The sequence below is a fragment of the Bacillus solitudinis genome (assembly GCF_002797395.1).
Lineage (GTDB): Bacteria > Bacillota > Bacilli > Bacillales > Bacillaceae_D > Halalkalibacter_A > Halalkalibacter_A solitudinis.
Genome location: NZ_KZ454943.1, coordinates 1003077 through 1022305 on the forward strand (window position 1 = coordinate 1003077; position 19229 = coordinate 1022305).

Annotated in this window: 16 protein-coding genes and 1 pseudogene; 2 read left to right on the plus strand and 15 right to left on the minus strand. The window is 38.3% G+C overall.

Features of this window, described 5'->3' with window-relative positions:
* Positions 1-67: 67 nt before the first annotated feature.
* A complete protein-coding gene (gene thrS / locus CEF19_RS05020) occupies positions 68-2002 on the minus strand; it encodes a threonine--tRNA ligase (protein ID WP_100405068.1) in 1935 nt (644 codons plus the stop codon).
* A 348-nt stretch (positions 2003-2350) separates the two neighbouring features.
* A complete protein-coding gene (gene ytxC, locus CEF19_RS05025) occupies positions 2351-3214 on the minus strand; it encodes a putative sporulation protein YtxC (protein ID WP_227521916.1) in 864 nt (287 codons plus the stop codon).
* 451 nt (positions 3215-3665) lie between these two features.
* On the opposite strand from ytxC, the pseudogene CEF19_RS05030 reads away from it, so the two are divergent.
* A pseudogene (locus CEF19_RS05030) lies at positions 3666-4120 on the plus strand (LytTR family DNA-binding domain-containing protein).
* Entirely contained in the window at positions 4120-4530 is a 411-nt protein-coding gene (locus CEF19_RS05035; protein WP_100405070.1) for a DUF3021 domain-containing protein, read from the plus strand. The pseudogene CEF19_RS05030 and the gene CEF19_RS05035 overlap by 1 nt, the downstream one beginning before the upstream one ends.
* A 310-nt stretch (positions 4531-4840) precedes the next feature.
* Here CEF19_RS05035 and mqnC read toward each other — a convergent pair whose 3' ends face one another.
* The 13 genes from mqnC to hflK all read right to left on the minus strand — a co-directional run bounded on the left by mqnC (position 4841) and on the right by hflK (position 18549).
* A complete protein-coding gene (mqnC, locus tag CEF19_RS05040; RefSeq protein WP_100405071.1) occupies positions 4841-5953 on the minus strand; it encodes a cyclic dehypoxanthinyl futalosine synthase in 1113 nt (370 codons plus the stop codon).
* Between the two features lie 94 nt (positions 5954-6047).
* The gene (gene dnaI, locus CEF19_RS05045) at positions 6048-6980 is read right to left on the minus strand and encodes a primosomal protein DnaI (RefSeq protein WP_100405072.1); all 933 of its coding nucleotides are present in this window, start codon (positions 6978-6980) and stop codon (positions 6048-6050) included.
* Positions 6981-8432 carry a replication initiation and membrane attachment family protein gene (locus CEF19_RS05050; RefSeq protein ID WP_100405073.1) on the minus strand — a complete coding sequence of 484 codons (1452 nt, stop codon included), beginning with the start codon at positions 8430-8432 and terminating at the stop codon, positions 6981-6983.
* Positions 8433-8512: 80 nt separating this feature from the next.
* The gene (nrdR, locus tag CEF19_RS05055; protein ID WP_100405074.1) at positions 8513-8968 is read right to left on the minus strand and encodes a transcriptional regulator NrdR; all 456 of its coding nucleotides are present in this window, start codon (positions 8966-8968) and stop codon (positions 8513-8515) included.
* Positions 8969-9129: 161 nt separating this feature from the next.
* A complete protein-coding gene (locus CEF19_RS05060) occupies positions 9130-9531 on the minus strand; it encodes a DUF1499 domain-containing protein (RefSeq protein ID WP_100405075.1) in 402 nt (133 codons plus the stop codon).
* A gap of 333 nt (positions 9532-9864) precedes the next feature.
* Positions 9865-10248 carry an adenosylmethionine decarboxylase gene (gene speD / locus CEF19_RS05065; RefSeq protein WP_100405076.1) on the minus strand — a complete coding sequence of 128 codons (384 nt, stop codon included), beginning with the start codon at positions 10246-10248 and terminating at the stop codon, positions 9865-9867.
* Positions 10249-10583: 335 nt separating this feature from the next.
* Complete coding sequence (locus CEF19_RS05070) at positions 10584-11615, minus strand: glyceraldehyde-3-phosphate dehydrogenase (RefSeq protein WP_100405077.1); 1032 nt, start codon at positions 11613-11615, stop codon at positions 10584-10586.
* A 140-nt stretch (positions 11616-11755) separates the two neighbouring features.
* Positions 11756-12358: a dephospho-CoA kinase gene (coaE, locus tag CEF19_RS05075; protein ID WP_100405078.1), complete on the minus strand. Its 603-nt coding sequence runs from the start codon at positions 12356-12358 to the stop codon at positions 11756-11758.
* 15 nt (positions 12359-12373) lie between these two features.
* On the minus strand, positions 12374-13009 hold the full coding sequence (ytaF, locus tag CEF19_RS05080) for a sporulation membrane protein YtaF (RefSeq protein ID WP_100405079.1): 636 nt from the start codon (positions 13007-13009) through the stop codon (positions 12374-12376).
* Positions 13010-13074: 65 nt separating this feature from the next.
* Complete coding sequence (gene mutM / locus CEF19_RS05085; RefSeq protein ID WP_100405080.1) at positions 13075-13899, minus strand: DNA-formamidopyrimidine glycosylase; 825 nt, start codon at positions 13897-13899, stop codon at positions 13075-13077.
* Positions 13900-13913: 14 nt separating this feature from the next.
* Positions 13914-16541: a DNA polymerase I gene (gene polA, locus CEF19_RS05090; protein WP_100405081.1), complete on the minus strand. Its 2628-nt coding sequence runs from the start codon at positions 16539-16541 to the stop codon at positions 13914-13916.
* Positions 16542-16657: 116 nt separating this feature from the next.
* Positions 16658-17590 (minus strand): protease modulator HflC, encoded by a 933-nt coding sequence (hflC, locus tag CEF19_RS05095; RefSeq protein ID WP_100405082.1) that lies wholly within the window; start codon positions 17588-17590, stop codon positions 16658-16660.
* A complete protein-coding gene (gene hflK / locus CEF19_RS05100; protein ID WP_100405083.1) occupies positions 17590-18549 on the minus strand; it encodes an FtsH protease activity modulator HflK in 960 nt (319 codons plus the stop codon). The genes hflC and hflK overlap by 1 nt, the downstream gene beginning before the upstream one ends.
* Between the last annotated feature and the right edge of the window lie 680 nt (positions 18550-19229).

Consider the following 19229-nt stretch of genomic DNA (forward strand, 5'->3'; position numbering starts at 1 on the left):
AACAGTGTAGCGAACATTTTCTAATATTGCAATGGTCATTTTAAAATAAGGGTGAATTTTGTTCAAATTATTTTTTTATTTCTTCTTTCACTTGGTTGATAAAACTTAATAATTCAAGTGAATTTGACTCCTGCTCCCCGTATTTACGAATATTTACAGCTTCAGCTTCCATTTCCTTATCACCAAGAACAAGCATATAAGGGATTTTTTGCATTTGCGCTTCTCGAATCTTGTATCCGATTTTTTCGTCTCGTTCATCAATTTCAACTCGAACGCCCTCTGCTTGCAAAGCTTCTCTTACCTTTTTTGCATAGTCAAGATGTACTTCAGGCGAAACTGGGATAACTTGCACTTGAACAGGAGCCAGCCAAGTTGGGAATGCTCCTTTATACTCCTCAAGTAAAAATGCAACAAACCGTTCCATTGTTGAAACGACCCCTCGGTGGACAACGACTGGACGATGCTGTTGGCCATCTTCCCCAACATACGTTAGGTCAAAGCGTTCAGGTAATAAGAAATCAAGTTGTACAGTGGAGAGAGTCTCATCTTTACCTAGAGCTGTTCGAACTTGAACATCTAACTTTGGTCCGTAGAACGCAGCTTCTCCTTCTGCTTCGTAATATTCAACATCTCCTAACTCATTCATCGCATCTTTTAGCATGCTTTGTGCCTTATCCCACATCGCGTCATCATCAAAATACTTCTCTTTATCCTCAGGATCGCGGTATGAAAGACGGAATTTGTAACTTTCTAACCCGAAGTCTTTATAGACTTCACGTATCAAATGCACCACGCGTAAGAACTCTTCTTTGATTTGGTCCGGTCTACAGAAAATGTGCGCATCATTTAAAGTCATACCACGTACTCGTTGTAAACCTGATACCGCACCGGACATTTCATAACGGTGCATCATCCCAAGTTCAGCTATGCGTAAAGGTAATTGTCGATAGCTTCTCATATCTTGCTTGTACACCATCATGTGATGGGGACAGTTCATGGGACGCAAAACAAATTCCTCATTGTCACGTTCCATCACCGGGAACATATCATCCTTATAATGCTCCCAATGTCCAGAGGTCTTATACAATTCCGCACTTCCGAGAATCGGTGTATACACATGTTGATAGCCTAAGCGTTCCTCTTTATCAACAATGTATCGTTCAATAATGCGTCGAACTGTTGCTCCTTTTGGTAACCAGAGCGGCAAACCTTGACCTACCTTCTGAGACAACGCAAAAATCCCAAGTTCTTTTCCTAACTTACGGTGATCACGTTCCTTTGCTTCTTCTAACAAGCGCAAATGTTCATCCAAGTCCGCTTTCTTAAAGAAGGCTGTCCCATAAATCCGTTGAAGCATTTTGTTCTTACTATCACCACGCCAGTATGCACCTGCTAAACTTAATAGCTTAAACTCTTTAATTTTGTTTGTAGAAGGAATGTGGACCCCTCGGCATAAGTCAAAGAATTCACCTTGCTCATAAATCGTTAATGTTTCTCCTGCAGGAATCGCTTCAATTAACTCAAGCTTATATTCATCACCAATTTCTTGAAACTTCTTTCTGGCTTCTTCTCTCGGTAGTTCGATACGAATCACATCAAGATTCTCCGAAATGATTTTCTTCATTTCCTTTTCTATTTTCGGAAGATCTTCTGCTGTAATCGATTCCTCTGAATCGATATCATAGTAGAAACCACCTTCAATTACTGGTCCGACACCCAGCTTCACGTTTTTGAATAATCGTTTAACCGCTTGTGCCATTAAGTGAGCCGAACTATGTCGAACGATTTCAAGGGCCTCCTCAGAATCCTGAGTAACGATTGCAACAGAACCATCTTCTGTAATCGGAGTACGTAAATCAATGAGATCATTGTTTACCTTTCCAGCTAACGCCTTTTTCTTCAAGCCTGGACTAATCGATGCTGCAATGTCTTCTGTTGTAGTTCCTTTTGGAAACTCCTTGATCGTACCATCAGGAAAAGTCATTTTGATTATTTCAGCCATCACGTTCACTCCTTCTGTTTAAGTTTATTTTCGCACAAAAAAACACCCATCCCTCCAAAAAAAGGGACGAGTGTGTTCGTGGTTCCACCCTTGTTGATAGCATCAGCTATATCTCATCATACAAATAACGGTTGCGCTCCGGCTTCAGATAATCCACATCGCTGTGTTTCCCTGTCGCAGTTCAAAGGTGGTAAGATCATTAATCAAGCTAAGGAGCTCCCAGCATTTGCTCCCCTCTCTGAAAACTTTTCTAACGTCTCATGTCCTCGTCAATACTTTTTGTGTTGTATTTACTGATATGTAGTATTATATGGAGCCGAGATTAGAAAATCAAGAGGTCATTAAAATTTAACTTAAATCTTGCTCATAGGCTTTAAGTGGAAAAAGTTTCATTCTTTCTTGAAAAATAGCTTGAATTGATACGATGACACCATGTTCTTCATCATCAGAGAAAACATGGATCATTCTTGGAACCATGCTTACTAGGGGGCTTATAACCATTTCTTCAATTTCAACTTCCTGCTCAAATACAAGTTCCTCTTGTAAGTGAAATAAAATTTCCTCTCTCGTCAATCTCCGAAAATGAGCATCGTAAAATGAGAAATGTTGATCATGAACAATATATAAAAGATCCATTTTCGGTTTTTTATACTGAATGTATTGTCGATAATCCTCTATCATATTTTGATATTCTTGCTCAAGCATGTATTCATCGATGGCAATTTCAACACAATCAATTAACATTTCACCATAATCACGCAATCGAAAGATTAAAAAAGGCTCGTAATAGAAGCTGGTCTCTTCCTCAAGATGCTTTGAAAATGCATCATAAATAAAAGAATGCCGATTAAAAAAAGGCAGTAATGATGGTAAATCGGTTCGATCACCTTCAAGAATGGAGCGAGCTATTGTTAGAATTTGTTTCTGTTCCTCCCGATCCGTGAAGTAAAACAGCGTCTCAATGATATCTAGAAGCCATTCTTCCTCTTTCGTATTAATCACGTGCTCCGTTAACACGGATGTCAAGAGTGGATGAAAGGAATCATAAAAGTCTACATAATCATTTTTATAGTTTACAAGAATTGTTGACCCCCCACTTGATTCCACCACTCCATCCAATCCAAGTGGAGCATATTTACGCATATACCCTCTCAGCTGTTCAAATAGCTGACGACAATCATACTCTTCTTCAAAATGAATTGATATCAACACATACTCCTCCTAACCCTCTAAAAGAAAAAATCCTCTATGTTTGCTTCCTCATGCAGTCTTGTTCAGACAGGCTCTAATTCCATCCTATGCTTGTAGGAAGAAAACATGATAGAAAAGTTGGGGGATTTCATTGTAGATAAAGTTAGATTCAAAATTGACCTATTTTAGTGAACAAACTAAGAATAATAAGCATTAATCCACTTTTTTCTTCAACTCTTTGACGAGCTTTCCTTGCCTTTACGCGCAATAACTGATTAGACTGCAAGAAATATCAGAAGTAACACCCTGTTTATAGTGTTATACGGTTTTCACCTTAAATTCTTTGTATTTGAGTAGCTAAAATCTACAAGTTGCTTTTAAATTATGGTGCTTTATCTTTATTGTGCAGGCAGTGAGCAACAAAACGAATACACTATGATTATCAGATAAAGGTCAAAAGGAGGTCAATCAATTGAAAGTATCATTCGATATCAGCAGTGAGTACGGAGAGACGATCGTGACAATTCGTTGTTAAGAAGTGGATGACTCAATTAAAGAGATTTGATTACATGAAAGGACAAGAAACCGAATTTATTGTCGGCAAAAAAGGCGACATGCAGCATATATTAAAGCCTGTCGATATACATTATTTTCATGCAAAAGGGGATGCTGTGCTTGCGGTGACGCCAGAAGGAGCATTCAAATTAAAAGAAAAACGATACGAACTCGAACAGTTCCTACCTTCCAAACGATTTGTTCGTCTGTCAAAATCGGTTATTGCCAACCTCTATGAGTTAAGCCGTTTCGAAGCATCTTTCAACGGGACGCTCTGTGTTCATTTTAAATCGGGGGGTAAAAGAGTACGTTTCAAGACATTACGTTAATGCAATTAAAGAGACTTTAAAAATGGATAGGAGGAAAAACTAATGGAAACCTTTTTATTTAGAAGTATGATAGGTATCTTTTTCGGTGCATTTATTGCCGTAATCACAACAAATATTGTCGTCTATTTCGGCGGACAACATATACTTGATGGGGAAATTTTTCTTAAGAACTCTCTTGGTACCATTTTTTGCGGTTGGTTCTTCACAGTATCACCACTTTATTTTGAGATAAAAACACTCAGCTTGCCAAAGCAGACAGCCCTGCACTTTATTACGGTTACTGTTCCCTACTTCATCTTATCGTTTAGTATAGGGTGGATACCATTTGATATGAAAAGCGTCCTTCTTTCAATTGCATTCTTTCTTGTCGTCTATGTCATCATATGGTTTAGTTTCTACCTCTATTTTAAAAATGAAGCTAAAAAATTAAATGAAAATCTGCGAAACCTCTGATGACATCTTCGAAAATGACGTCATTGGAGAGAGATTTTAATTTAAATACACAAAGACCTAGCTAATGCTGAAAGGGCACGGAAAAAGGTCGACTTTTCCTTTTTCCGTGCCCTCTTAGTAATGCGCGGATCCGTTGCCCGGTTTTGAAAAGCCTTGCTATGAGTGGTTTTTTCATAGCAAGGCGCGCAACGAGTGAAGCCATTCATACCTACTCGAAATGTTTTCAAAGGGTTTTTCAGTGGCCTCGACTTTCACCTTTTTTAGTGGCTTCCTAATCGCTAAGTTTTTGTTTACTCTCTATCTACTTTTATTAGTTTTGCATGACAAAATCTTTTTCTGCAGTTTCTTCACCATCAAAGCGACGAACAATTTCGTACTTTGTGTTCCGTTGCGCTGGAACTTTTCCTGCTTCACGAATTAATTTAAGAATTTCATTTGTGTTCACTTTATGTGTCGTTCCAGCTGCAGACACGACGTTCTCTTCCATCATCGTGCTTCCAAAATCATTACAGCCGTATTCAAGTGACTTCTTCCCTACCTCAGGTCCCATTGTTACCCAAGAGGATTGGAAATTCTCAATATTATCTACAAAAATACGTGAAATGGCGACATTCTTTAAATAATCACGTGGTGTGAGTTTTTTCGTTTTATACATTCCTGTGTTCTCTGGTTGAAATAACCAGGAAATATAGGCCGTAAAGCAATTTGTTTCATCTTGAGCGTCACGAACCCGTTGCATATGAAGCGCACGCTCTTCGAATGATTCACCAAAGCCAATGACCATCGTAGCGGACCCGTGCATCCCAACTTTCTTCGATACCTTCATCGCATCGATCCATTGCTCCCACGTTACCTTTAAACGGCTCACACGCAATCTCGTTTCTTCTGTTAAGATTTCTGCACCTCCACCAGGCATACTGTCAAGCCCTGCCTGATGCAGCTCTGTAAGTACTTCCTCTAGCGATAGCCCTGATACCTCAACGATCTTCCATATTTCAGCAGGAGAGAACGAATGCATCCAAATACCAGGAAAACGTTTTTTTATATTACGTAATAAGTCTGTATAGTACGACAAAGGGAGATTTGGATTGGTTCCACCTTGCATGAGGATTTCCGTTCCACCAACGTCCATTGTTTCTTGGATTTTTTGATAGATAACGTCATCTTCTAATACATAGCCTTCCTTACTACCAGGTGACCGATAAAATGCACAAAAGCGACAATACGTATCACAAAAATTTGTATAGTTAACATTGCGACCGATCACGAATGTTGTAATTGGTTCTGGATGCCATCTTTTCATAATTTTATTGGCAGCCTCACCCATTTTCTCAACTTCATCGCTTTCGTAAAGCTTGACGGCATCCTCCATTGAAATCCGCTCGCCATTCACCGCTCGTTCAAGAATAGGATTGATGCTCATTTGTAACCCCCACAATCTATCAAAATAGAATAGCTTTATCGTAACACAGAAACTGTTTACAGCAAAGGAAAGCCTACTCTTTTACAGTTTCTGTTTAATGACGAGAACGTCGATTTTTCCCCTTAACAAATACAGGGTCAGTGTAATGTTTTATTCTTTCCATAATTCGCTTTGCCTTTAGTTCTTCGATGCCACTTTTATCAGTGTAAGATAGATGATGTTCTAACTCCGTATAATCATAGTTTGAGGTAAATAGGGTAGGTAATTTCTCAAGCATTCTATGCTGTAAAATAGCGCCAAGAACATCATCTCGTATCCAACTTGAAATTGATTCAGCTCCTATATCATCGAGAATTAATACCTGTGCCTTTTTCACTAAGTCAATTTTTTCTTGGAATGTACCGTCACCAATTGATTGTTTCATTTCCCTAAAAAAGTCAGGTGTATAAACAATTAACGTTTCTACGCCTCGATCCTTTAATTCATTCGCAATTGCGCCCATAATATAGGTTTTCCCCACTCCAAACATACCGAAAAAGTAAAGGCCTTGGCCGTCCTCTCCTGGTTTTGCATGTAAAGCAAACTCTAGAGCAGTCGCACTTGCTTCTTCACGCTCCGAATCAAGATCAATGGCGTCAAATCGTGCTTCTAAAATCTCCTTTGGAATGTAAAGAGATTTAATTAATTGTCTTTGTTGCTTAAGCTGATCTTCTTTCTTTTTCACGTCACAAGTAGAATAGTTTATATTAATATGACCTCGTTCAACAAACAACTCTGGCTGAAATCCTTGCATTAAATTCGGACATTTTTTTAAACCAGGACATTTTGAACAATGTTGTTGTTCTTTCTTAAATTCATAAAGCTTAATCATACCTTGCTCAATCATACTTTCAGTCACGTTGGGTACAGTTGAAAGGAATTGATGTACAAATGGGTCTGTAAGTACATCTCGCTTTGCTTCCTCTAACCTCTCCTGAACACGGCTAGTTTTTGACCATTGCTTTAATGCTGATTGAATCGACTCCATTTACATCTCCCCCTTCTGCTCTTTCCGACGCTTTCTTTCTTCCATCATTACTTCAAAACGTTGCTTTGCATCCGATTGACCTTGAGATGGAACTTGTTCTTCTCTTCGGTCTATCGAATGTTTTTCTATTTCTTGTTTCTTTTTTTCTTCAATTAACCATTTAGGAAGTGTGTCTTTTCTAGGGTTCTTCGCTTTTCTTTGTGGCTGCTTCTTCTCACCGGCTAGTTGGACAACCTTTTCTTTCTTTAGCTTTTCTTCCAAGGCTAAACCCATCGCTGCCGTAACAGTCTTGACTTTTTTCCTAGACCAATGTCCAGCAATTTTATCAACAAATGCTTTAGGTAGCTTCATATCATGCTGCCAAAGCACATAATCAAGTAAAACATTCACGACACCTGGGAGTAATTGAAAATCCAAAATTAAACCTTCAATTATTTTCACATCTGCTGGAGCAACCATTGACCCGTTAGAACGAATTTCAAGTAATGTTAATGGCGGCGTCGTTTCATAGAATCTTATCGTTTTTTCTTCTTCTGACGTCGGTTCCTTTAGCGCCATTGTTTGATGCTCGGGTGGATGCGTTCTAAGCGATAGAGAAGGCGGTTCAGAACCATGCTCTAGCTTGTACCATTCCTGTGCCTTCTTACGCAATTCCGAAATATCCACTTTATCATCATGAAGTGCAGCTTGTTGAACAATACGACTCATTTCAAGTGGCTCGATTCGATAAACAAACGCCAATCGGATAATTGCATCTTTAACTGGTAATGTCAGCACATGTTCTGGGATAACAAAAGATGATAAATCATGCTTTAACAATTCAAAGTCAAAATCACCCGTGAACGCCAAATCACGTTCCTTCTTTCTAGATAAAAGTTCTTTGTCTTCTTCAAGTCGCAGCCCTTCACTTGTTTCCGATTGAAGATTTGATACAATTTCCGAATGATGAAGGGATGTATAAACCTCATCAAAAGAGTACGTTAACTCCACATAATCCTCACGAGAAACCTTCTCTGCTACGAAGCGCTCACGAAGTTGTCGATATTGGTTCTTTCCGAGTCTATTGAACAAATACACACTCAACACATCATTTTCAAAAAATTGCTGAGGTGACATAGGGGGCTGCAATTCATATAAATAAACAGATGTCTCTTCCTCTTTCTTCTTAAACGTTTTTAATAAACCAATCGCTTCGAGCTTTTTTCTTTCTTCAAAAATCGTTTGCAGATCTCCCCCCATCATGAGCATAAGCTGACGGTGCGTTTGTTCTTTTCCCCAATATTGATCTTGTTCAAGCTGTGACCATAATGTCATATACAAGCTATAAGCAAATGCACCTGTTAAAGGTTGATAAAGCAAAGCTAATACTTGCCGATCCACATCGGTTAAATAGTCCGCTGAACGAATTGTTAATCGATCTACTGGTAGAAGTTCTTTCCAATGCCAGCTCATTCTCATACCTCCTTCATGCCAACAATCGTTTTTCAGGTAAAAAAGAGCTTGCAGCGCCGTGCGCCTTAAGCTCTTATTCTTTAGCTTTTATTCATTAGCTCTGTTAATTCTTTAATAAAGACATTAATATCCTTAAATTGTCGATAAACCGAAGCAAAACGAACGTAAGCCACATCGTCCACATTGGCTAGCCTTTCCATGACCAATTCTCCAACATCATGACTATTCACTTCATTTTTCCCTTTGCCTCTAAGCTCTCTTTCAACATCATTGACAATTTTTTCTAATGTTTCCAAAGAGACCGGTCTCTTTTCGCAAGCACGAATTAAACCACGTAATATTTTATCTCGACTAAATTCTTGTCTAGTTCCGTCCTTTTTCTCGACAATAAGCGGCACTTCTTCAACCATTTCAAATGTCGTAAATCGGTGGTTACAGGACTCACATTCTCTTCTCCGACGAATGGATCGTCCTTCATGACTTGGTCTTGAATCAAGGACCTTGGTTCCATTATAATGACAAGCTGGACATCGCATCTGACCATCTCCACCTCCTGCACTTTTTCATGTTTGTACAGGTCACGTTCTTCTTTTTCCTAATCTCCATGATATAGAAAAAGGCGAAGACTGACAAGCACTTCCGACTAAGATTCTAAGGTAGTAAAGGAATGTTTTACCGTTTGTAGTAACGAAAAGGCTTACAGTAGCTCATCACCAAGAGCAGAACCTATGTATGTGAGTTCCTTATCAAGCATTTGGTACAATTTAATAACTTTCTTACGGCTATACCCAAAATCTGAAGGTAAAATCGTTTCTTTTGAACAAGAAAAGTCAACCGCAGTACGAAATGGTCTAACTGTTACAACCGTTGCGATTAGAAGTACTTTTTGACCAGATTGAGATGTTGCAATGACTTCACCGCGCTCTGCTTCAATTCTTTTCACTTTAAGTCCTTCTTTATTTAATACACTCTCTACTGCTTCAATTGCTTTATCTTTTGAGGTTTTATAGTAACGCGTTTTTAATTCTTCAATAAAATGCTTTTCTGATGACTCAGCTCTCGCACTAAAAAACATCATTAGTGATTCTTTTAACCCCATAGTCTTCACCTTACCTTCAACGTTTTATACTATCATTTTATCATATCATAGCTAAGTATATGTAGGAAAAGAAAAAAACATAAGAAAAACCGATAGTAGGAGCGCACTGAAAAAAGTACGATTTCCACCTTTTTTCTATAGCCTTTAAGCAATGAGCGGAACCGTTACTTGTTCTTAAGCTTGCTATGAGTGGGTTTCTCATAGTGGCGCGCAACGTGTGGAGCCATTGCCTCTTCCTTAAATCTGCTAAAAGGGACTTTTTCATCGTCCTTCGGTAGGAACCTTTTCTTTGTACCAAAAAAGCGAGGTGAATATCACCTCGCTCCCTGTATCTTATAGTGCCTCAACTTTTGATTTTTCAATTTTAACTGGTCCCATACCTCTTGGAACCTCGATGACTTCAGTTGTTGATGCACCAAGTGCTTCTGCGATGTAGTTAGATGCTACGTTTGGATCGATTCGATCTCCACACGTATACACATCAATACTTGCATAACCATGCTCCGGAAAACTGTGAATCGTGAGATGTGATTCAGAAATAATAACCACGCCACTTACACCGTGTGGAGCAAACTTATGAAATGCAACCTCGCGCACTTCAGCTCCTGCCTTTAAAGCAGCATCCACAAAAACCCGTTCAATCAAATTCATATTATTCAACTTCTCCACGTTACAACCCCAAAGCTCTGCAATGACGTGACGACCCATAGTGTCCATAAGTTGAATCCCCCTTTACCAAAAATTCATGCCTTCTCAAGCATGTAGGAATGTTCAGTTACACGGGGGAAAGTTAGTCCAGAGAGGTCCTAACCCGTTACTGCAAATAAACGATTCCTGGTTTGCTCTAATTGAAGTTCACGAAAATCAGTATACTTGTTTTATAATTCGAATGCAACAATATCTTTATCTTTTTATTGGACGATTTTCTTCCTTTGCAAGGCAAAAGTTTCTCTCTTTGGTCCTATCTCCTTATTTCTAGCTCCCTTATTGTTGTCTCGATTTAGTGAACAATTCAAAATACTTGGGGACTCAATTCTTATAATTTAAGATCTCTAAGCTGATTTAGTATTGCTCGTGAGGTTCATTTCATGTGCAATCATATTCATTAAATCGACGATCCGACATGAGTAAGCCCACTCATTATCATACCATGCTAGTATTTTGATTTGTCGTTTATTTAGCACCATCGTCGATAGACCATCAACAATCGATGAGTTTTCATTGCCAGTGAAGTCAATCGAGACCAGCGGCTCCTCTGAATAGTCTAATATTCCTATCAGTGATGTTTCAGCAGCTAGCTTTAATATCCGGTTCACATCAAAAACAGAAACGTCATGACTAACTGTCGCAACAAAATCAATAAGTGATACATTTGGTGTAGGTACTCTCAAAGCCAACCCATTCAATTTCCCTTCCAGTTGAGGTAATACTTTATAAATTGCTTTAGCTGCTCCTGTAGTTGTCGGAATGATTGATTGTCCACAAGCTCTAGCTCTCCTCAAATCTTTATGTGGATTATCAATATTCTTCTGGTCATTTGTGTAAGAATGTATTGTTGTTATCATCCCGTTCTCAATTCCAAAAGCTTCATCGATAACTTTTGCAATAGGCGCTAGGCAGTTTGTAGTACAAGAGGCATTTGAGATGATGTGATGACTTTCATGATCATACTCATGATTATTTACACCCATTACGATTGTTTTATCTTCATCTTTACCAGGCGCTGTAATTAGAACTTTTTTGGCACCTACCTCTAAATGATAACCTGCTGTTTCTTTTGTTTTGAATTTCCCTGTTGCTTCAACGACAATATCAATGTCCATTTCTCCCCAAGGTAACTGCCTTGGGTCTCGTGCTTTTAATAATATAATGTCTTGCCCATTCACCCTTATTCCATTGGCTAACGCTTTTATATCAGCTGGAAATATACCGTGAATGCTATCGTATTTTATTAGATGGGAGATAGTTTCAGATGGATAACTTGCATTAATTGCCACAATTTCTATCTCAGGATGTAAAATAGCTTTTCGAAATACCATACGCCCAATTCGTCCAAACCCGTTAATTGCTACTCTTACTTTCACTAATTAAACACCTCTCCTTATATATGTTATACTATTCATCAACTTAAACATAAATAGTATAACATATATAATTTCTTTAAACAGTTTTTTTTGCTTTAACCGATAATTTTTTCTATTTTAACCCCGAAAAAACCTCCAAACTAATTTGGAGGTTTAATATCCCATTCATCTAAAGTTCTAAGTACTTGCTTTTCTGTCTCTTCTAAAGAACCATTATTATCAATAACTGAATCTGCTCTCATACGCTTTTCCTCTAAATCCAGTTGTGAGTGTATCCTCTTTAGTGCCTCATCTTTTTTGGATTTATCTCGGTTTAGAAGTCTTTCAAGCTGAACATGTTTATTAACATAAACAAGCATCACCTTATCAACGAGATGAAATAGATTACTCTCATATAAAAGAGGGATATCAAAGATAATTGTTTCAAACCCTTGTCTTAGATAATCCTCTTTTTGCTCATTCATCCGGGTACGAACAGCAGGGTGGACAATCTTATTTAATACCTCTCTTTCAGCCTCATCGTTAAAAACGACTGCACCCAAGCGTTTTCTAGCGATAGTACCATCTTCTTTTAAAATCGCTTTCCCAAAATGAGACACAATTTTATCAAAAGCCACTTCACCTGGCTCGACGACATCCCTAGCAATTTGGTCTGCATCGATAAGCGGGTGCCCGATACGTTTAAGTATCGCCGAAACACTTGATTTGCCACTAGCAATTCCACCGGTTAATCCAATTAACATACTTGTTCCCAGCTCCTATAAACTCATCACACCCAGTAAAATTAATAATAAACCCGGTATAAATGAGAACTTCTTTATAACTTTTGAATCTGAAAAACGATAGCCACTCTTCATTCCAAGCGTAACAAATAGCGCGCTCATCAAAGCTACACAAAACGCCAACCAAGTTGGTGAATATCCTATAAGTACGGCCCCTATCCCTGCACCAAAAGCATCTAGAGATAAAGCAATCCCAAGCAAGAAAGCTTCACGTCCAGTAATTGTTCCGGAATCATCTAGATCTGCCACCATGGGTTTTCTTAAAATACGAATAACGACCCCAAACATTTTGATTTCAAAACTCAGGATAACTTTATCTTCTTTTGTCTTTTGTGAGTTTTTTGCAGGCCTACATACTTGATATAAAGCCCAAGCTCCAATCAGTATTAGAATAACCCCTCCTAAAGACTCTGCCACTCTAACTGACAAAAGTGACTGGATAACTCTTCCAAAGGCCATGGCAATGATAATTGATGCGGCGGAACATCCCGCAATAAAAATCAAAGATTTTAACGGTAGTATCATTTTTCGTAATCCATACGTTAAACCTACTCCAAAGCTATCTAAGCTTACTGCAAGCGCAAGTGCAAGCAATGAAAGAATCTCTAACATCACGATAAGCCCCTTCCATTAAAATCGATATGATAGTATATGGTAGGAGCCTATCCAATGTACATTTATTTTTGGCATTTCAGACAAAAATGTGTGCCTCTTCCCCCTACAACCGTCTTTGTTATCAGGGTTCCACATTTTCTACATGGTTCTTCTTTTCTTCCGTACACATCAAGGTTTTGTTGGAACATCCCCATTTCTCCTTGACCGTTTACGTACGATTTTATTGAACTTCCCCCCAAATCAACAGCCTGTTGCAAAGTGTTTATAATATGTTTATGTAACTTCACATATTCCCCTTCTTGCAATGAATTGGCTGACCTTTCCGGGTGAATTCCTGCACGGAAGAGAGCTTCATCAACATAAATATTACCTAAGCCAACCACTGTATTTTGGTCAAGCAAGGCTACTTTTATTTTTCGATTTGTCTTTTTCATCCCACTTTTCAACTGTTCAACGGTAAAATCCTCTGAAAACGGTTCTAAGCCAAGCTTAGACAGCGGTAACTCTAACTCTTCCGTTCCTTTAGCAAACACATGCATCGTTCCAAATTTGCGAACATCCTGATACCTAAGCTCTGTCCCATCAGTGAATTCGAAAATAATATGAGTATGAGTAGAACGTTCATCTGTCTTCTTATATACTCCATACCGTCCCTCCATTCTCAAATGAGAAACGAGAACCACATCATCAAGATGAAATATTAGAAACTTCCCTCTTCGACCGATAGCGCGGAACGTTTGCCCTACTAACATCGTTGTAAATTCATTGATATCATCTGGTTTTTTTATGATTCGTCCCCAGCCAACTTCAATGCTTTCGATTGTTTTACCGACCACCAACTGTCCTAACGTCCTCCGTACTGTTTCAACTTCTGGTAATTCAGGCATGACTACCCTCTCCCTTACTTTGCATCATACCAAGTCTCTCCTGCGGACACGTCAACTTTTAAAGGTACTTTAAGACTGACAGCTTGTTCCATCACTTCAGGAACAATTTTCAGCATTTTATCGACTTCTTTTTCAGGAACTTCAAATATTAATTCATCATGAACCTGAATAAGCATACGGCTTTCTAATTGTTCATCCTCAAGTCTTTTGGCCATATCAATCATTGCCTTTTTAATAATATCAGCAGCACTCCCTTGAATCGGTGTATTCATTGCCGTGCGTTCCGCAAAGCTCCGCTTATTAAAATTGCTACTCGTTAAATCTGGTAAATACCGCCTGCGATGAAGTAACGTTGACACAAAGCCGCTTTCTCGCGCCTGACTAACGCTATCTTCCATATAATCTTTTACACTAGGATAGCTTTTTAAATAACGTTCTATAAATTCTGCTGCTTCTTTCCTAGTAATATTCAAGCTTTGTGACAAACCATAATCACTAATACCGTAGACAATCCCAAAGTTAACAGCTTTTGCACTTCTCCGCATATTACTAGTTACTTCATCTGCCTTGACATGAAAAACATCCATTGCTGTTTTTGTATGAATGTCCATATCTTCTTGGAAAGCCTCAATAAGCTTTGCATCATTAGCGATATGAGCCAGAACACGTAGTTCAATCTGTGAATAATCAGCCGCTAGAATTTTCCAACCAGATTCAGATGGTATAAAGGCTTTACGTATTTTCCGACCCTCTTCTAAGCGGATTGGGATATTTTGGAGGTTCGGATCAATTGAGCTTAGTCGGCCTGTTTGTGCTAAGGCTTGATTAAATCTTGTATGAATTCTATTTTTTTCACTTGTTACTTTTAACAAACCTTCGATATATGTTGAATTTAACTTTCCAAGCTGACGATAATGTAAAATATGTTGAATGATTTCATGATCATCAGCGAGCTTTTCAAGAACATCTGCTGACGTGGAATAGCCTGTTTTTGTTTTTTTTATAGGTGGCAAACCAAGCTTTTCAAAAAGCACTTCTCCAAGCTGCTTTGGTGAATTGATGTTAAACTTCAAACCCGCATGCTGATGAATATGCTGTTCTAATACGATTAAACGTTTTTCTAAATCTGCTCCCATTTGTTTCAATTGCTCTGTATCAATCTTTACTCCTGTGGTTTCCATTCTACCTAAAACGATTGATAAGGGCATTTCTAGTTCTTTAAATAATTCTAATTGTTCGTTTTCCTTTAATTCTGCTTCTAGTGATTCTTTTAACTTAAATACTGTATCCGCTTTTCTAACAATATGATCGGCTAATTCGTCTAACTCTGGGATGCTGCGTTTTGCTCCCTTGCCATAGACCACATCATCTTCTTGAACTTGTCCCTTACCTTTGCGCTTGGATATGTCACTAACCTCATGTGAAGAGGCAGACGGGTCAAGAATATAGGAAGCCATTAACAAATCAAACGTGACCCCATCAAGCAAGACATTTTTCCATCCGAGCGCCACTACGGAACGCTTTGCATCTAGTACCCACTTTTCTTTTGTTTCATCTTTAGCCCACTCAAGGAAAATATCGGATTTTAAGGCAACTTCTGTAGGGATATAGAAATGACCTGCCTCATTGGTGACAGCCATTCCCAGTATATCTCCTTTATGATAATTTTCTTCGATGACCTCAACAACAAGAGCAGATGGATTCATTAAATATTCAGCTTTGATATCGTCTATGATTTCAAACTTCACATCGTCGAATTCTTCCTTTTCAAGTGTCTCTCCATCTTCATCAAATTTTGAAATTAGTGAAGAAAAATCAAGTTCCTTAAAAAGGGAGACAATTTTTTTCTTATCATAATGACCAAAGGAAAAGTCTTCAAGATTACTGTCGTATGGTACTTCTAAATAAATTGTAGCAAGCTCTTTACTCATCATAGCTTGCTCTTTGTTCTCCTCAAGCTTCTCTTTCATCTTTTTACCGGAGATTTTATCAATTGACTCTAGAACCGTTTCAACCGTTCCAAATTCTTTTAATAGCTTTAAAGCTGTCTTCTCACCGATTCCAGGAACTCCAGGAATATTATCTGAACTGTCTCCCATCAGTCCCTTCATATCAATAATTTGAAGGGGACTAATTCCATACTTTTCATCAATTGCCTTTTCATCAAATGCCTCAATGTTTGTAATGCCTTTCTTTGTCAAAGCAACGGTGACTTTATCAGAGACAAGCTGTAATAAGTCTTTATCTCCTGAATAAATCTTTACGTTCCAATCTTCTTTTTCTGCTTTTTTAGCTAACGTTCCAATAATGTCATCAGCCTCGTAATTATCCATTTCAAAACGAGTAATACAAAACGCATCCAAAAGCTCGCGAATTAGAGAAAATTGTTCGGATAATTCTGGTGGGGTTTTTTGGCGACCACCTTTATACTCACCATAAGTTTTATGACGAAATGTAGTCTTCCCCGCATCGAAAGCAACCATCATATGAGTTGGTTGTTCTTCTTCAATAATTTTTAAAAGCATCGTAGTAAACCCATACACAGCATTTGTATACACACCTTTATTATTATTTAATAAAGGCAATGCAAAAAATGCTCGATATGCAATACTATTACCATCAATTAATATGAGCTTTTTCAATTTGAAAGGCCCCTCTCTACACTTAGATTCCCGTCTTCATTTTAGCACAACTCGATTGATAATGAGAAAGAGGGGGTGTCATAAGGTAAAAACCTTTGACACCCCCTCTAAAAACCTTAGTCTATATAGCCCATTAAAATACGAGCGTATGGTGAATCTGCAGGAAGAACGATAACAGTTTCATCATTAATGGTTGTTTCATAAGATTGCAGAGTGCGATAAAGTTGATAAAATTCGGTGTCTCTTCCGAATGATTCATTGTATATTTTTGCAGCTTCAGCTTCACCTTCACCAATAATTTCATTAGCATCTGCATTGGCTTTAGCAAGCATTTCTTGAACTTCTTTATCCGTCTTGGCACGGACACGATTTGCTTCAGCATCACCTTGAGATAAATAGTCCTGAGCCGTTGATTGTCGTTCAGAGATCATTCTACGATAGACAGCTTCTTCATTTTCCTCAGGTAAGTCAATACGCTTCATACGGACGTCTGTCAAAAGAATTCCGTACTTATTACGCTCTAACGCTTCATTCACGCGGTCACGAACTAAATCATTAAAACTACCACGTGAAGACTGTTCCTCATTAATTATTTCATCAAAATTCAGCTGACCTAATTCTGCTCGAATTGCAGAAAAAATAAGCTCTCCCATAATCGCCTCGGCATTTTGAAACGTTCTAGCATTAGAGATCATTAACTGAGGACTTTCGATTTTCCAAACGGCATAATGATCTGCTAACATCCGCTTTTTATCGCGTGTGTTGATTTCTGCTGGTGGAATATCATACACCATTTGATACTTAGGTAGTGTCGTGACATTTTGAATAAATGGAATTTTGTAACTTAAACCCGGTTCGTTTTCAATTCGCACAACTTCACCGAATTGGCGGACAACTTTATATTCACCTTGTTCAACTATAAATAAATTACTAATAATCGTTACAACAATAACAATTAAGATAACAGCCACAGCAATCAGCTTTGTATATTTTCTCCATTCATCACTAGGACGCCGTTCATTAATGTCTACAATATTTTCATCACTCATTAATTCGCCCCTCCTTCTGATGCAGCTTCAGGTTTACGTTCAATTGGTCGTATTGGCAAATAGCTTACCGTATCATTGTTATTGCTATCCATGATATAGATTTCTGTTGATGGTAGAACTCGTTCCAATGTTTCAAGAACCAATCTTTGACGTGTGACTTCCGGGTTGACTAGGTATTCAGTATAGAGGGCATCAAACTTTGCAACATCACCACGAGAATGCTCAATTCGTTCTGTACGGGTTCCCTCCGCCCGCGACATAATCGCATCGACTTCCCCTTCTGCCTCGTTCTTTTTTTGGTTACGATATTTATTCGCTTCGTTTATCTTTGTTAATCGTTCTTCACGAGCATCCGTTACATCTGTAAACGCACGACGTACTTCGTCAGTTGGTAGTTCTACATCTTGGAGTTTTACATCCTGTATACTAATTCCAATTTGGTAAACTTCAAGTAACTCAACTAGATTCTCAAAAACAGCTGCCTCAATTTCTGGTCGCTTGTCTGTAAGGGCTTCGTCAACACTAGAGCTTCCAATCACACCACGAAGAGAAGCGGACGTCGCACTATAAAGGACGACTTTTGGATCTTGTGTGCTATATAGATATTGCTCTGGATTTGTAATTCTCCATTGAACGGCCAAATCAGCAAATAGAATATTTTCATCTCCTGTAATCATTTTCGCTTCATTTGTAAATTCAACGACTTCTCCATCTTCTTCTTTATAACCTACTTGAAGGTTAAAGGTTCCTCTTGATAAGATTTCAACTCGTTGGATTGGCCAAGGCATTTTGAATTTCAAACCTGGTTCATCAATGGTCTGTTCAACTTTACCAAACGTTATAAGTGCTGCTTGCTCTGATTCATCAACTATATACCAACCAGTTACAAGAAATAAGCCGAGTATGACGATACCAATTAATGAGATAAAGCCAACAACCATTTGTTTAATCGTAATCATGTTATCCCTTCTTTCATTTTAGATACTCTTTCTACGTTCCTTAACCTAATTCGGTTTCAACATTTATTAACCCGTAAATCCACCTCTACTATTATAGTACAAAAAGAATAGCAAGAGGACTCAATTAGGAAAAAAGTTGACAAATCTATGTGAACAATCGAGGAGGGCACCCCCCTAAGCAATAAACGGATTAACTACACCTTTTAAAAGGCTTAAGATGAGTGTTTTTCTTATCGCAAGAAGAGTGACGCACGGAGCCATTGCCAAGTTTTAAGTTATCTACAAGTAATTTTAGCAGGGGGTGGAGCTTCTACTCTCTATGAATCACTCAAAAGCTCACTTATATCTGTATCAAAAAAATGGACGAGAGCTAAAGGGGGGCTCTCGTCCAAAACAAAGGGTTTAATCAAACTGAAGGGATGAGTAAAACAGTTTGATTAAGCGGCATTGATGAACCGTTCAATGATTATAATAAAGGAAAATAGTTAAGGACACATGAATATGGTGTAAATTATTTGTAAAGAAAGAAGGGAACTGAAAAAGGTTTTTTTACCTTTTTCAGTTCCCTATTAAGTAATGAGTGGAGACCTTGCTTTATTTTAAAACTGCTGTCATCTGATTTTTCGCAGCGATTTGCTCCTTGGCAGCTTTCTCAAAGAGCTTTTTCATTGCCTTCAACA